Raw genomic sequence first — 14,084 nt, 5'->3', positions numbered from 1 at the left:
GTGAATTAGAATTTCAACCACTCTTGGTAGTCCTCGTACATATCATCAAAGACGGACATGGATACTGAGTAACCACCTTCTGTTTCAATATAATCACTTAGCGCATTAAAGTCTGATTCTTGTTTGGGAAATGCCAAATCATCAAAGATTTCTTCAGCGAGTACACCTTTGTCATCTTTTTGACCTCGAACTGTCATCGCATAATGATAGAATGAATGATCTTTCATTAGCTCATAGTCACATCAGCAAGTTTCGTTTCACCTTTAACTAAAGCTTGTGCATCTTCAATATGCACTGAAGCAGCTTGGTCTGAATTAGTAATAATAACTGGTGAAACAGTGGATTTCGCATTGGATTTGATGTGTTCAAGGTCAAATGTGAGTAAAGGATCTCCAACAGATACTGTATCTCCACTTGCGACTTCGACTTCGAAACCTTCGCCGTCAAGTTGAACTGTGTCTAAACCAACGTGTACGAGCAATTCAAGACCGTTATCTGCTTTCAAGCCGATAGCGTGTTTCGTTGGAAAGACGTTATCTACTTTACCATTGATTGGTGAAACGACGTGACCTTCAGTAGGGTCAATACCAAAGCCTTCCCCCATCATTTTTTGAGCGAAGACAGGGTCAGGAATGTCGTCAATCTTCACATATTCGCCTGTCATCGGCGCATAAATTTCAATATCTTTACTTACTTCTTTATCTTTACCAAATAATTTCTTAAACATGTTCTAATACTCCTTACTTTTTAAAATGAGATACTAATTCGCCATAGCCTAGCTCTTCAAGTTTATCATAAGGGATAAACTGAATAGCAGCTGAGTTGATGCAGTATCTCAGACCGCCTCTATCTTGAGGACCGTCATTAAAGACATGACCCAGATGGCTATTTGCATCTTCAGAACGGACCTCTGTTCTAAGCATACCATGAGATTTATCCGCTAGCTCGATAATTTCGTCATCATCGAGTGCTTTTGAGAAACTCGGCCAGCCACAACTGGATTCGAATTTGTCCTCAGAGGTAAATAGCGGTTTACCTGAAATCTTGTCCACATAGATGCCTTTCTCAAAGTGATTCCAGTATTCATTCTGGAATGGCGGTTCTGTGCCATCTTCTTGTGTTACAAGATATTCGATATCATTTAAATCTGCTTTATCTTTTTTAATCATTCTGTTTCCCCCAGTGCTTTTCAATAAATGCTTGTCTGCCTGAACCGCGTTGATACTGTTCGTAATGCATCGGATTCTTTTTATAAAAGTCTTGATGATACGACTCAGCGGGATAGAAGTTCTTATACGGACGAATGGGTGTAATGACAGGTTTGTTGAATATCGCAGCTTCGTTGAGCTCTTGAATCTTAGCTTCCGCTGCTTTCTTCTGTTCTTCATCGTGATAGAAGATTACTGGAGCATAGTGCTCACCACGATCGAAGAACTGTCCACCGTTATCAGTGGGATCGAACGTTTTAAAATAAATATCTAATATATTATCGAAATCAGTGATGTCTGGGTCATAAGTGATTTGTACAGCTTCTACGTGCCCTGTTTGATCAGAGCACACTTCTTCATAAGTTGGATTTGCAACGTGGCCACCACTGTATCCTGAGACGACACTTTCAATGCCTGGATAAGAAGTGAAGGGTTTCACGAGACACCAGAAACAACCACCGGCTAATGTTGCATAGGCCATAGTTAACCTCCTTTGATAAGCTGTCAGATTGATTCTCTAACAACGACTAAGCCAATCGCACCTTGTCCAGTATGATTAGAGATTACTGGCGTAGTTGTATTAACATCGAAATCATCAAACTGAAATTCTTCCTTAAATTGTGCTTTAATCTTGTCGACAAACTCAATGATATTGGCATGAGCGATGCCGACTGATTTCAATTGATGACCTTCGATAAATTGATGTACTTCTTTTTTAAGAAATTGAATCACAGATTTTTGCGTTCGTGAATTGTGAATCATCTCTAGTCGACCATCGATTAATGTGCCGATGGGTTTAATCTTTATCATATTACCAATTAACCCTTTGGTCTTACTGATACGACCGCCTTTGATTAATTGACTGAGTTGACCAATGACGACAAAGAGTTTCGTATTGTCTTGTAAATGTCGAATCTTCTTGAGTATTTCATCTACAGTTAAGCCTTGTCTTGTCCACTCTATTAAGTGTTTGATTTGATAACCTAGACCGAACGAAATCGATTGAGAGTCGACTACAGTAACGTCACTGTTACTCATATGACTCGCTTGCACAGCTGTTTGATACGTCCCACTAAGTTGTGATGTCATATGGATGCTAATAATCTTTGAGCCATCCGACCCGAGATTGTCATACGTTTCGATAAATTGTCCAATAGCGGGCTGGCTCGTCTTCGTATCTGCACCTGCTTCAAGGCGCTTGAGAAACTCATCTGACGTAATATCAAGCTGGTCAGTATACGACGTTTGATCAATCGTTATGTTTAATGGAATCACATGCACGTCATGTTGTTGTAGAAACGATGGTGGTAAATCTGACGTAGAATCAGTGACGATTTTATATTTAGTCATTTAAGGAAGTCCTCCTAGTTCTCTGTCTTACGCTTGAGGTGTAAAAATGTATGTGGGATCGTATTCTTCTCATCAAGCTCGCCTTCTTCTGAAGATACGACTTCCCAATCTTCAAAAGTATAAGGCGGGAAGAATGTATCCCCTTTATGTTTACCTTCGACCACAGTAATATACATGTCATCGACTTTATCAATCATCGCTTCAAAGAGAGATTGACCGCCGAAGATAAAGACGTGGCCTGGCAGTGCTTTAATGTCATCTAAAGAATGAATGACGTCGACACCTTCTGGATTGAAAGAATGATCGCTTGTGAGTACCACATTACGTCGGTTTGGTAGAGGTTTACCTATAGATTCATACGTTTTGCGCCCCATTACGAGTGTATTACCAGTACTTAACTTCTTCACGTGTTTCAAATCATTCGGTAAATGCCAAGGTAGTTGATTGTCTACACCAATGACACGCTGTTCGTCGTGTGCAACGAGAATAGATAATGTCATAATAGTCATCTCCTTAAAGTATAGTTCATCTCATATCTTACACAGCAATCGGCGCTTTAATAGCTGGATGAGATTGATAGTCGACGATTTCTAAATCTTCATAATCAATATCAAAGATCGATGCATCTGAGTTGATACGAAGTTGAGGTGGTTCGTAACCGTCGCGTGAAAGTTGTGTGTTCACAGCGTCAAAGTGATTACTGTAAATGTGTGCATCACCAAAGGTATGGATAAATTCTCCAACCTCTAAACCACATTCTTTCGCGATAAGATGCGTTAATAAGCTGTAACTTGCGATGTTAAATGGTACGCCGAGAAAGACGTCGGCACTCCGTTGGTAAAGTTGGCAGCTTAATTTACCATCATGAACATAGAATTGAAACATCGTATGACATGGCGGTAAAGCCATCGTATCAATTTCAGCTGGATTCCATGCTGAAACGATATGGCGACGTGATTCAGGGTGTGCTTTAATTTGCTCAATGACTTGTTTAAGTTGATCATAATGATTGCCATGTTGATCCACCCAATCGCGCCATTGTTTACCGTATACGTTGCCGAGATTGCCATAGCGCTCAGCAAACGCATCGTCCTCTAAGATGCGTTCTTTAAACTGTTTCATCTGTTTCTGATATTCTGCTTTAAACTCAGCATCTTGTTGTGCACGATGCCCAAAATTCGTCATATCTGGGCCATGATAATCAGATGATAGTACGTAGTTCTCGAAGGCCCATTCGTTCCATATATTATTATTATATTGCAACAAATACCGTATATTTGTATCTCCTTTAATAAACCAGAGTAGCTCAGTTGCTACGAGTTTAAAGGAAACTTTTTTAGTAGTGAGAAGCGGGAATCCTTTGCTGAGATCAAATCTCAGCTGATGGCCAAATTTAGAGCGTGTACCTGTCTTGGTGCGATCGTCTCTATTATTGCCACATGCAAGGATTTCCTCGCATAAGCTATGATAAGCTTTATCGAATGAATTTAACAATCGTTGGCTACTCCTTTCGAAAGTCCTTTTAACATTATCCTAAAATAAATCGCTCTGAAATGGAAATATCTTATATACCTAAGGGTCAAATTTTTCTAGAGAATAACTCATAATGAAATAAAAAAGACAAAAACATTGCGCTTGCCACAATAAGAAGAAAAGGTTTGTAATGTTAATCCTCCTCTTATTGTGATGAGCTCGTGTTTTTGTCTCCTGACTATAGCTATTTATTTAGCAATGTTCATCAAAAGCATCTTTAATATCCATACAGATATCTTGGATGTCTCGGCCTTCAATGTGTTCGCGTGGAATAAAGTGCTTAAGTTCTTGCCCTTTAAATAATGCATAAGATGGACTAGATGGCACTTGATAAATATATTCACGCATTGCTTGAGTTGCTTCTTTGTCTTGACCTGCAAAGACAGTGACTTTGTAATCAGGTTTCTTATCGTTTTGTTCTGCCACAGTTACAGCTGCAGGTCGCGCAAGCCCAGCTGCACAGCCACATGTTGAGTTGATAACTACAAAGGTAGTTTCATCATCGTTTACTGATTTCATATAATCATTCACTGCATCGGCAGATTCTAAGCTAGTGAAATCGTGTGAAGTGAGCTCTTCACGCATTTGTTTAGCTAAATCTTTCATGTAAGCTTCATAAGCATTCATCATAGAATCTCCTCTCTATTATTTGTTTCTATTAGCGATTTGTTTCCAAACTGAACCGAGTGCTTCGTCGCCACTTTCAATTCGTGAAATAGCCATCTCGATTTGCAGTTTAACTTCATAAGCTGGATCATCTTCGTGCGCTTTAAGTGCTGGTAATTGATCATGCCCACCTTCATCAAATAAGAACATCGCGGCACGCCAGCGCACGATTTTTTGTGGGTCATCTAAAGCTTTTTCCATCTCTGGAAGCGCATCTTTAAAGCCTAAATCACTGAGACAGTCACCTGCTGTACGTCTGACAGCTGGACTTTTATCGTGCAACCCTTTATAAATATATGGCAACACTTCTTGATCTTCAATCATGCCAAGTAACACGACTGCCTCACGACGAAGCGGCACTTTACTCTCTTCATCTAAGACATAACCGAGTAAGTCAAAGTCTTCTTTCGTCGGTGTAGTAAAGTTCTTCAACATTCTCAAACGCGCTTTCCAATCGTCTGTTTGACGATACTCATTTAATGTCACGTGTTGATATTGTTTTTCAGGAATCACGACATCCGTATTTAGCGCTTCAGTGACCAAGCGTTGTAATTCCTCGTCTGGATAAAGCGCTTGGATCTCTTCAGAAATATCTTCCATGATATCGTCGAGTTCTCCGTAACGGATACCGAAATCTTCCCACTTTCTTAAAAATACAACGTTATCACTATCTTTTTGAGCGCTTAACATACTATCTACGAAGCGTTCAGGTAATTGTTTACGCTGTTCATCTTCTTGTGTCGTGAGTTTAATTTGGTACGGAATCCCTTTGAACATGAGAACTTCTGCTTTAACCTCACCGTAATGTTCATCTGGTGTAGCTTCTGTAGTTTCTGCTGTTTCGTCGTTAATCGCAGCAGTGACTTGAGGTAAGACATCTTCCCAGTCAAATTTAGGTTCTTTATCGACAGCGAGAAAGTCCATAACGTGGAAGATGGATTTCACACCTTCAAGTTCAAGTACATTGTTAATATATGTTGGCTGGTCGTCTTGTACTTGTGTGTATGTGTTTGATTTATTATCTTCGCGTTTTTCACTTAAGACAATCTTCATCGTATTTGGACTCGGTGTTGGTTCAACTCGTACTATTTCCATAACGCTCACTCCCTATTGCAGTTCATTGCCTAATTGTTTAATCTCTTTGCCTATTGAGCATTCATTGATGCAGAAATAATGGGCTTGGTTTTTACCTTGGGTCTTTCTTAAGTGTGTTTTTAAAATGCAGTCTTTGCAATAATCGTTCATTAATTGATCAATTTCATTAAGTGCTCGTTGTTCGGTTGGTGAAAACAATGTATCACACTCCTACCTGCGAATCGTGGATTATCATATCTTGAATGCGTGTGAAATACAAGGATTCAGCCTAAGAACAAGAAGGCGATATTATGTCTTATTATATCATTAGTGCCCTATCTTGTTTAATATCTGAAATGAATTTTTTGGATAGATGCTGGGTTGTTTGTTAGTAAAAGCTTTGACATTTTAATTTAGGTGCTCAACATAATTTTGTTTTCAGTCTGACGACTTTCCTTTCTTACGGGAATGCATTCAACTAATTTTTACTCACTTTCCAAGTTCAAAAAAATGGATTTTCATTGCAGCCTTAATCTATCAAGCGTGTCAAGTCGTCTTTTGAAAACAATAGAGCTCGGAGCAATAAAGATATATTAATCTAACATAGCACACAAGTAATTCTGCTCGATATTAAACTACGGGTTGATGCATGGACATAATAAACACATATCGTTTCTTGTTATTTTCAAATCTGTTAGGAGATAGAAATGAATATTATTACCGTTAGTTATTAGAGTTGAATTACTTACTGCTTTCAAATTTTTAATTTTCAAGTGCTTAGGCACCCTATTGCTCAACTTATTATTGATAAATTTGTCATATCAATATCGTATTTAACTATTATCTTAATTCCTTTTAATTTTATCTCTGACGCTGTTGATTTCTCACTATTTTAGGTATAGAATGAGCAAGTTAGTTTAACGCGGTTTCTAAACACCCGCGTAACCAAAATTTAGGAGGAATTGAATTGTTTAATGAATTATTTGGTGTGCTCACTTTTCTAGTGACGTTTATCTTACTCGTCTTGATGTATCGTCTCTTTGGTAAACATGGTTTAATTGCATGGATTGCGATTGGAACTGTGATTGCTAATATTCAAGTTATCAAGACGATTGATTTATTCTCTATCTCGGCCACGTTAGGAAATGTGATGTTCGCCTCTATCTATCTGGCTACGGATATTCTCAATGATATTTATGGTCGTCGTTTAGCTAAGCGAGCAGTGTGGCTCGGTTTCAGCTCAACCTTAGTGATGATTATCGTGATGCAAATGTCGCTCACTTTTATCCCATCACCGGTCGATCACACACAACATGCTTTGGAAACGATTTTTAACGTCGTTCCACGTATTGCACTCGGTTCAGTGATCGCTTATATTATCGGTCAACATCTCGACGTCTTCTTATTCAGTATGATTAAGCGTGTTTTTAGTTCAGATCGCACTTTCATTGTACGTGCCTACGGGAGTACGCTATTGAGTAATATCGTTGATACAGCGTTGTTTGTGTTGATTGCTTTTGCAGGTTCAATGCCGGCTATGGCAGTTTTTGAAATCTTTATTACCACTTATCTACTTAAAATGATTTCAACTATTTTCAACGTGCCTTTCGGTTATGTAGCGAAGTCGATGTATCGTAAAGGTAAAATTGATCACATAGATGCCTTTGATAAGTAAGTATTTGAATCCATATCGTCAATAAAATAACTACAAAACGAAAGAGTGAAACGTGCATCATTGCGATGTTTACGTTTCACTCTTTGAGTTTGTTCTACTTATCTATGTTAACTAACATATCCTTTAAAGCTTCGAATGATGTAAAGCCTTCACGAGCAAGGAAGTGAACTTGATGATGCACGATAGTAGTTGAAATATTCAACCCATGTGACACTCTATTCGTTGCAGCTAAAGGTACAGAAGGGTCTTCGGAAGCAGCAATCGTATACATGTGTTGTGCTTGGACTTTGCTGAAGCGCACATCACAACGATGAATAAACGTATCAAGTTGTGGAATGTGTGGTAGAGGTTCATTGAAACCAGCTACAAGGAACAGCCCTTTTAATTTGGTAGATTGAGGTAAAGATGTGAGGTAACTTAAGATAGCAATCACACCTAAACTATGGGCAACGATAATTGTGTTCTGATCCATGTGTTGATCTAAATATTGATGTAATGTCGCTTGCCACTCTTCGTATTGCGGTTGATCAGAGTGAGGCAACGGTATTGAAGTCGTCTGATAACCCTCTTTACGCATTTCTTCGGCTAACCAAGGGAACCAATGATCTTGAGGTGTGGCTTGATAGCCGTGGACGATAAATAATTGTTTGTTCATTGTTCTCACCTTTTATACAAAATATTAAAGATTATAAACTCAATTCAGTCTACAGTGAGTTTATCATAAATAAAGTTTAACTTAATTTGTGCTTGATACATAATATTATATGATATGATAGTCGCGACAGATGTCGTAACATAATGATAAAGGAAGTGAACCATGGCTAAGATTTATTTCGACGCAGCGACGAGTGGCGACCCAGGACCAAGTGTCGGTGCTGCAGTCATTATAACTGAGACCGAACGCAAGATTGAAACGACGTATTTAGGTGAGATGGATAATCACACGGCAGAATGGGCGGCTTTCAAATTTGCTTTAGAACTTGCTTCTCAACACCAAGTCGACAATGCGTTGGTCTATACGGATTCTAAATTAATTGAAGATAGCATGCAGAGTGAATCAGTGAAGAATCCCCTCTTCAGACCGTATTTCGAGCAGATTCAACAACTAGAATCTCACTTTCTTCTTTTATTCGTAAAATGGATTCCGAGAAAGTCTAATCGTGAAGCTAATCACTATGCTCAACAAGGATTATTTCAATATTTAAAGAGCAATAAGAAGCGCTAATGTCGCATACGACTTCATACCATATTAAAAAACGGCTCATCGAATGTTTTACCTTCTCTTGTAAGGTGAATATCGACGGAGCCGTTTCTTTTTATGCATTTAATTATTACTAAATCACTTTTATAGAAAATGTGTCGCAAGATAACTACCTGAAACTTTGAGCTCATGGTATTCACACACATCTAAAGCATGAGAGATATCGTCATTATAAACTAAATGTTCTAGTAGATGTGTCGTATCGATAGGAACTTCTGTATGAATTGTCGCTAACGTTTTAGACATCTTAAGTGCGGCCATATCTTGTTCAATCTTCTTCTGCTGTCCTGGCGTGAGTTGATCTAAAGACTCAATGACTTGTTCTACAGAACCGTATTGTTTAATGAGCTTTAAAGCGGTTTTTTCTCCAATCCCTTTGACGCCTGGGTAACCGTCTGAACTATCGCCCATAAACGCTTTGACATCGATTAACTGATGCGGGGTAATACCATATTCTTCTTCAAATCGATGTAAGTCATATTTGTTATAAATATTGAAACCTTTCTTCGTAAGCCAAATTTCAACATTTGAATTGAGACATTGTAAGATATCCTTATCCCCGGTAACCACGAAGACGTCATGTGCGTCTGAATAGTTGCGGGCTAAAGTCCCTATTACATCATCAGCTTCGTAATTCGTCATTCCAATATTTGCAAAGCCTAAAGCTTCGGACACTTCTTTAACTTTGTCGAATTGTGGAATGAGCTCCTCAGGTGGTGCGGGGCGATGTTGTTTGTAATCTTCAAACATGTCATTACGAAACGTCGCTTGCCCCATGTCCCAACAAACAGCAACATGTGTAGGTTGGATGTCATCGATTGCTGAGAAGACGTGACGTACGAAACCTTGAATGCCATTTGTAGGTGTTCCTTGAGAGTTTCTCATAAATTGCTGGTGTAAACTTGTGGCATAGAAATGGCGAAATAGTAACGCCATTCCATCCACCAGTAATATTCTATGTGTCATAACTACGTGCCTCTTTCTAGTCGTCGATTGATATTGCAGATTTAAGACTTGTGTTTGCTTCTCGGATTTGATTGATGAGTGAAGCATCAATATCGAATGCAAGTAGTGACTCAATTTGTGATTGAATGTCAGCTTCAAGTTGATCAAAATCAGCTTCTGATGTTTGAATCATTTGGTCGACGTATTCTGCAAGTGCTTGTCTTAAGTTGCCGATTTGTGGTTTTAACAACTCAGTCGTATTGTCAGTGATGGTTTGTTGGATATCACGCTGTACTTTTGGTTGAATGATCTTTTTCTTCGTCAATGATTTAGGTAACGCATTAAACATTTCATTGAGTTCTAGGTACATATATGGTTCTGTGATGTCACTTTCAGCGAGATTGAAATCTGGGTCGATAAAGACGTGCACTTGATTGAGAAAGCGTTGAAGCGGTGCAAATTCGTCTTCAAGCTGCTCTAGATAATATTTCTTCGTACGTTCTACGAGTAAGGATTGTTCGAGATATAAACGTTGATGGATTTGATCTAAATACAATTTCGTTGAACGTCTCTTCTCTTTATTAAAGTCATCAAATTTCGTCATCTGACTATTATAAATTGATTTCACTTCATCTAATAATTGAAGATTTAAACGCTGAGTTAGATGATAAATTTGGTCTTCTACTTCATTTTGACTACGCTGTTGTACTGTGTTGAGTAAATTCGGTTTCAACACACGTTGTTGAGAAAGTTGGTTGAGTTTCTTCTTACGTTCTTCAATTTGAGATTGATTTGTTTCAAATTCATTGATCATTTCTTCAAATGCCACAGAGACTTGTTTCAACTGATGCATCATATGATCTTGAAGAATAAATTTAGATTCTACTGAGGCGAAGTGATCGATACTTTCGCGTAAAGCGTCAATCCCCTCATCTCCACTGCGCAGTGCTTCACGACTTGAAACGCCGAAGATTTGAGATTTCATATTAACTTGAGCCAGCGCATCACGGACGTAATCCTTAACCGCATTGAGGTCGTCTTCACTTTCAGCTAAGTCAGTCGCATTAATAATCATCTTGAAAGCTTGATTCTCATTCAACTGATTCATGTCTTTCATGTGTTCAATAAAGCGTTTGTCGTTATCAGTAAATGAGTGGTTAAAGTAGCTGACGTAGAGAATTAAATCAGAAGACGTCAGGATCTTCTCAGTTTCATTCGTATGACGTTGGTTGTTGGAATGTAAACCGAGTGAGTCCACGATAATCTTATCTTTCAGCCAGTCAATTGGTAGCTGAATATGCACAGTGTTGACGAACGTGGCATATTCGTCCTCTGAACTCCATTTACGTATTTCCTCTTGACCTATCGTATGTTTCTCGCCAGATTGCAACATTTCTCTGTAGTCGCTATAATTTTTTTCAATTGCGTTGATAAAGGCAAGTTGGTTCTTTTCAAGTTTTTCTTTCAATTTCTTCGTATTAGATTGTAAAAATGCTTCGACGGACTCGAATGATTCATCATGCACTTCAAATACATTGTTCAATTCTTCGAGTAATTGTTCATCTGATTTGAGTGTAATCGCACTATCTTCACCGTATGTGAGTTCCGTTGTTGCCGCCGTTGTTGGGTTCGGTGAGCTTACTAAATAGTTATCACCAAGTAAAGCATTAATCAGACTACTTTTACCTGCACTAAACGTGCCAAAGATACCAATCTTAATCATCTTATGCTCGAGACGATTCAACGTACCTTCGATATCTTTCTTCGTCTGATCGAAGAGCGGAACGTCATGTATCGCTTTGAGTCCTGCAACGATCTCGCTACTTTGATCTTGACTAGATGTTTGACTTGTATCCGCATCGTTCGCCTCTTCTGTACCGTTGTCGGCTGTAGTTGATGACGGACTGTATTGAATTTCTGTACGGTCGATCAGTTTGTCGAGTGAGTCGTGAAGATGGATGTAATAGTGTTGATAGTTGCGTGTCGTCAGTGACTCTCTCAAGTTACGCAACTGGATAAAATGCTCATAGTCATTCATATCTTGCTCATCATCCATAGCTAAGTCCTCAGCATGCGCGTGTTCAATCGCATCTTTAAATAATGGCTCTGACTCTTTCTTCACAAACTGTTTGATGGATTTCATTAAATCATCTGAGAATGTGAGCACGTATTGGTTACTGATGTGAATTTGCTCTTGATACAGAGACGTTATAATTTCAGGTTGAATCGTATAGTGTTGATTTAAGATACGTTCATTCACTTCAGTATCGTTGATAAAACGAGTGAGGAATGACATGTCTTCACGCAACGGTTGTCGGATTTGTTGATCGATTTTCTCTTGTAATTGATCGACCACATTGTTAAGTCGTGTTTCTTGTGCTTCAGCCGTCTTTTTCTTCTTATTAAACAAACCGCCTACTTTGAAATCTTTCGTTCTACTTTCAAGATAAAGACGAATCGTTTCCCGTGTGTCATGTGTCATGACGTAGGCATTATCTAATATGTCTTTACGCTTTTCTTTTAAAAAGTTATAAAGCTGATCAGGATTATTTAATAACTGCGCTTCTTCGCTGACCTCTTGACGTTGTTGGAAGTTTAAATAAGCTTGGTCGAAATCTTCCTCATGAATATCCAACGTATCGAGTATTTGTTGGATTTCAGTTTGAATATAAGACAGTTGTTCGTCTGTGATAAATTGAACGATGCGTTCAACGTAATCATCAATGCTTTCGCGGTACGTATCTTTCTCAACCATGTAATCAGAGAGTGCCTGCATTTGGTTCTCTGGGTGGTCGAATTTCGTTACGTAAAAGATCTTATCAAGGTTAAGATCCCAATCTTGAACTGACTTCTCTACACGTGATTTGAAAGTATCAAACGTAATTTCCTCTTCGTTATGTTTATCAATCTGATTAATAACGAAGACAACCGGAATTCCAGCCTTGTTGAGCTGTTTCATAAACTCAAAGTTCAACGCGGATTGAACGTGGTTATAATCGACCGTGTAGAAGATGATGTTACTTGTATACATGAACTGTTCTGTACTTGTTTGGTGAGTAGCGACATTGGAGTCTACCCCAGGTGTATCTTGGAGCGTGAACCCTTTATTGAATTTTGATGATTCAAATTTAATCTCTACAGACTCAACATCAACATTCTCACGGTTCATCACTTTCACTTGGTCATAGTTATCTAGAATGGTGTAACGTTGCTTATCTAAGTTTGCGATGATTCCCGGTTCATCTGAAACGGAAACGATGGCAGTGTTACTCGTCGTAGGAACGGGTGAACTTGGTAAGATGCTTTGTTCCAATACGGAGTTAATTAATGTAGATTTACCTGCTGAGAAATGCCCTACAAACGTCGCAGTATATTGTTCGAGATATACTTTCTTAATCACTTGGTTAATGATATGTACGAGTCGAGAATTATTTGATTTCTCTACTTCTTTCTTCAATTTATAAAGTATGTCTAATTGTTCGGTGTTCGCCATGCTTGTAATCCCCTTTATTACCGATTGTTGATTAGTTTAATTGTATAATAAAAAACGATGTGTCTAAAGTGTTAAATTCAGTGAGGGTAGATCATTGACTATAGAAAGAGACAATTTCTATAGCCTGTCCATAGAAATTGTCTCTTTAGCGTTAATATAGTGATATAAGATTCAATGTCTTAATAAAAATGTAATACTTTTAAATTAAAGATCTCTTGGTGCCTCGCCATCGGTATTGGGCTTGTTTACGCCGATATCTTCACGTGAATAGAGCTCTGGATGTTTCGCAATTTCCACCATGAGCGCCCCTATACTTTTACGAGAAACCTCAGTGCCTTTAAATGTTTCGTCCTTTTTAGTGATTTCGTAATCGACTTCGTTTAAGTTCGTTAACCAAGCAGGACGAATCAATGTGTAATCAAGGCCAGATTGTTCGATCGTTTGAGCTGCTTTACGGTAAATCTCTAAACGATTACCTAAATGTTCTTCAACCCAATCTTGGAACGGTTGAGGGACTTCGTTATTCACACCTAGCGCAGTGACGAAGAGCAGACGTTTCACTTCGTTCTCTTGCATAGCTTGGACAATCGTTTCAGCTTCTTGATCTAAGTCACCTGAAAGACTTGCAATAACGATATCGACATCTGCCATTGCTGCACTAACAGCTTCAAAATCTGTCGCATCGCCCTCTCTTACACGAATACGGTCAGACGCATAGTCTGGCAATCTGTTTGCATCTCTGAGGAAAAGTCTTAAAGTATAAGTTGTATTTTCTAGAAATGAATTGATAGCGGCTTTAGAAACTTTGCCATTTGCCCCTAATATAAGTACACGTCGTGTCACTATTAATCACTCCTATTCTAAAGATAGATATACTAC

At 38.6% G+C, this 14,084-nt stretch carries 16 protein-coding genes; 2 read left to right on the top strand and 14 right to left on the bottom strand.

From position 1 onward, the window contains the following. Positions 1 to 5: 5 nt before the first annotated feature. The 10 genes from CD126_RS07070 to CD126_RS07025 form a co-directional block, all read right to left on the bottom strand. Positions 6 to 227, bottom strand: a complete 222-nt coding sequence (locus CD126_RS07070) for a YozE family protein (RefSeq protein WP_049406082.1) — start codon at positions 225 to 227, stop codon at positions 6 to 8. Beyond that, a complete protein-coding gene (locus tag CD126_RS07065; protein WP_002471000.1) occupies positions 227 to 727 on the bottom strand; it encodes a PTS sugar transporter subunit IIA in 501 nt (166 codons plus the stop codon). Before CD126_RS07065 ends, CD126_RS07070 begins: the two co-directional genes overlap by 1 nt. 13 nt (positions 728 to 740) lie before the next feature. Next, complete coding sequence (msrB, locus tag CD126_RS07060; RefSeq protein ID WP_049406079.1) at positions 741 to 1,169, bottom strand: peptide-methionine (R)-S-oxide reductase MsrB; 429 nt, start codon at positions 1,167 to 1,169, stop codon at positions 741 to 743. Further along, on the bottom strand, positions 1,162 to 1,689 hold the full coding sequence (msrA, locus tag CD126_RS07055) for a peptide-methionine (S)-S-oxide reductase MsrA (protein ID WP_049406077.1): 528 nt from the start codon (positions 1,687 to 1,689) through the stop codon (positions 1,162 to 1,164). Before msrA ends, msrB begins: the two co-directional genes overlap by 8 nt. Positions 1,690 to 1,712: 23 nt before the next feature. Beyond that, a complete protein-coding gene (locus CD126_RS07050) occupies positions 1,713 to 2,558 on the bottom strand; it encodes a DegV family protein (protein WP_049406075.1) in 846 nt (281 codons plus the stop codon). Positions 2,559 to 2,572: 14 nt separating this feature from the next. Then, on the bottom strand, positions 2,573 to 3,058 hold the full coding sequence (locus tag CD126_RS07045) for a dihydrofolate reductase (protein WP_049410433.1): 486 nt from the start codon (positions 3,056 to 3,058) through the stop codon (positions 2,573 to 2,575). Between the two features lie 37 nt (positions 3,059 to 3,095). Then, positions 3,096 to 4,052, bottom strand: a complete 957-nt coding sequence (locus CD126_RS07040) for a thymidylate synthase (protein WP_049406071.1) — start codon at positions 4,050 to 4,052, stop codon at positions 3,096 to 3,098. A gap of 231 nt (positions 4,053 to 4,283) precedes the next feature. Then, complete coding sequence (brxA, locus tag CD126_RS07035) at positions 4,284 to 4,718, bottom strand: bacilliredoxin BrxA (protein WP_049406069.1); 435 nt, start codon at positions 4,716 to 4,718, stop codon at positions 4,284 to 4,286. A gap of 18 nt (positions 4,719 to 4,736) precedes the next feature. After that, entirely contained in the window at positions 4,737 to 5,852 is a 1,116-nt protein-coding gene (locus CD126_RS07030) for a conserved virulence factor C family protein (protein WP_049406068.1), read from the bottom strand. A gap of 12 nt (positions 5,853 to 5,864) precedes the next feature. Beyond that, positions 5,865 to 6,050, bottom strand: coding sequence for a zinc-finger domain-containing protein (locus CD126_RS07025; RefSeq protein ID WP_002470990.1), 186 nt, complete (start codon positions 6,048 to 6,050; stop codon positions 5,865 to 5,867). 748 nt (positions 6,051 to 6,798) lie between these two features. Between CD126_RS07025 and CD126_RS07020 the strand changes: the two genes are divergently transcribed. Further along, positions 6,799 to 7,506 (top strand): queuosine precursor transporter, encoded by a 708-nt coding sequence (locus CD126_RS07020; protein ID WP_049406066.1) that lies wholly within the window; start codon positions 6,799 to 6,801, stop codon positions 7,504 to 7,506. 94 nt (positions 7,507 to 7,600) lie between these two features. Here the strand turns inward: CD126_RS07020 and CD126_RS07015 are convergent, their stop codons facing one another. Then, complete coding sequence (locus CD126_RS07015; RefSeq protein ID WP_049406065.1) at positions 7,601 to 8,161, bottom strand: RBBP9/YdeN family alpha/beta hydrolase; 561 nt, start codon at positions 8,159 to 8,161, stop codon at positions 7,601 to 7,603. A gap of 162 nt (positions 8,162 to 8,323) precedes the next feature. Between CD126_RS07015 and CD126_RS07010 the strand changes: the two genes are divergently transcribed. Beyond that, a complete protein-coding gene (locus CD126_RS07010) occupies positions 8,324 to 8,731 on the top strand; it encodes a ribonuclease HI family protein (protein WP_049406064.1) in 408 nt (135 codons plus the stop codon). 120 nt (positions 8,732 to 8,851) lie between these two features. Here the strand turns inward: CD126_RS07010 and CD126_RS07005 are convergent, their stop codons facing one another. From CD126_RS07005 to CD126_RS06995, 3 genes are all read right to left on the bottom strand, one after another. Next, positions 8,852 to 9,733 carry a 5'-3' exonuclease gene (locus tag CD126_RS07005; protein WP_049406063.1) on the bottom strand — a complete coding sequence of 294 codons (882 nt, stop codon included), beginning with the start codon at positions 9,731 to 9,733 and terminating at the stop codon, positions 8,852 to 8,854. Between the two features lie 16 nt (positions 9,734 to 9,749). Then, positions 9,750 to 13,205, bottom strand: coding sequence for a dynamin family protein (locus CD126_RS07000; RefSeq protein ID WP_103370238.1), 3,456 nt, complete (start codon positions 13,203 to 13,205; stop codon positions 9,750 to 9,752). 204 nt (positions 13,206 to 13,409) lie between these two features. Next, positions 13,410 to 14,048, bottom strand: coding sequence for an SDR family oxidoreductase (locus CD126_RS06995; protein WP_049406059.1), 639 nt, complete (start codon positions 14,046 to 14,048; stop codon positions 13,410 to 13,412). Positions 14,049 to 14,084 lie beyond the last annotated feature (36 nt).

Origin of the sequence: Staphylococcus pettenkoferi (genome assembly GCF_002902685.1) — a bacterium.
In the GTDB taxonomy this organism is placed as follows: Bacteria; Bacillota; Bacilli; order Staphylococcales; family Staphylococcaceae; genus Staphylococcus; species Staphylococcus pettenkoferi.
The sequence above is the reverse complement of the archived record's forward strand: the minus strand, read 5'-3'. Positions and strand labels throughout refer to the sequence as shown.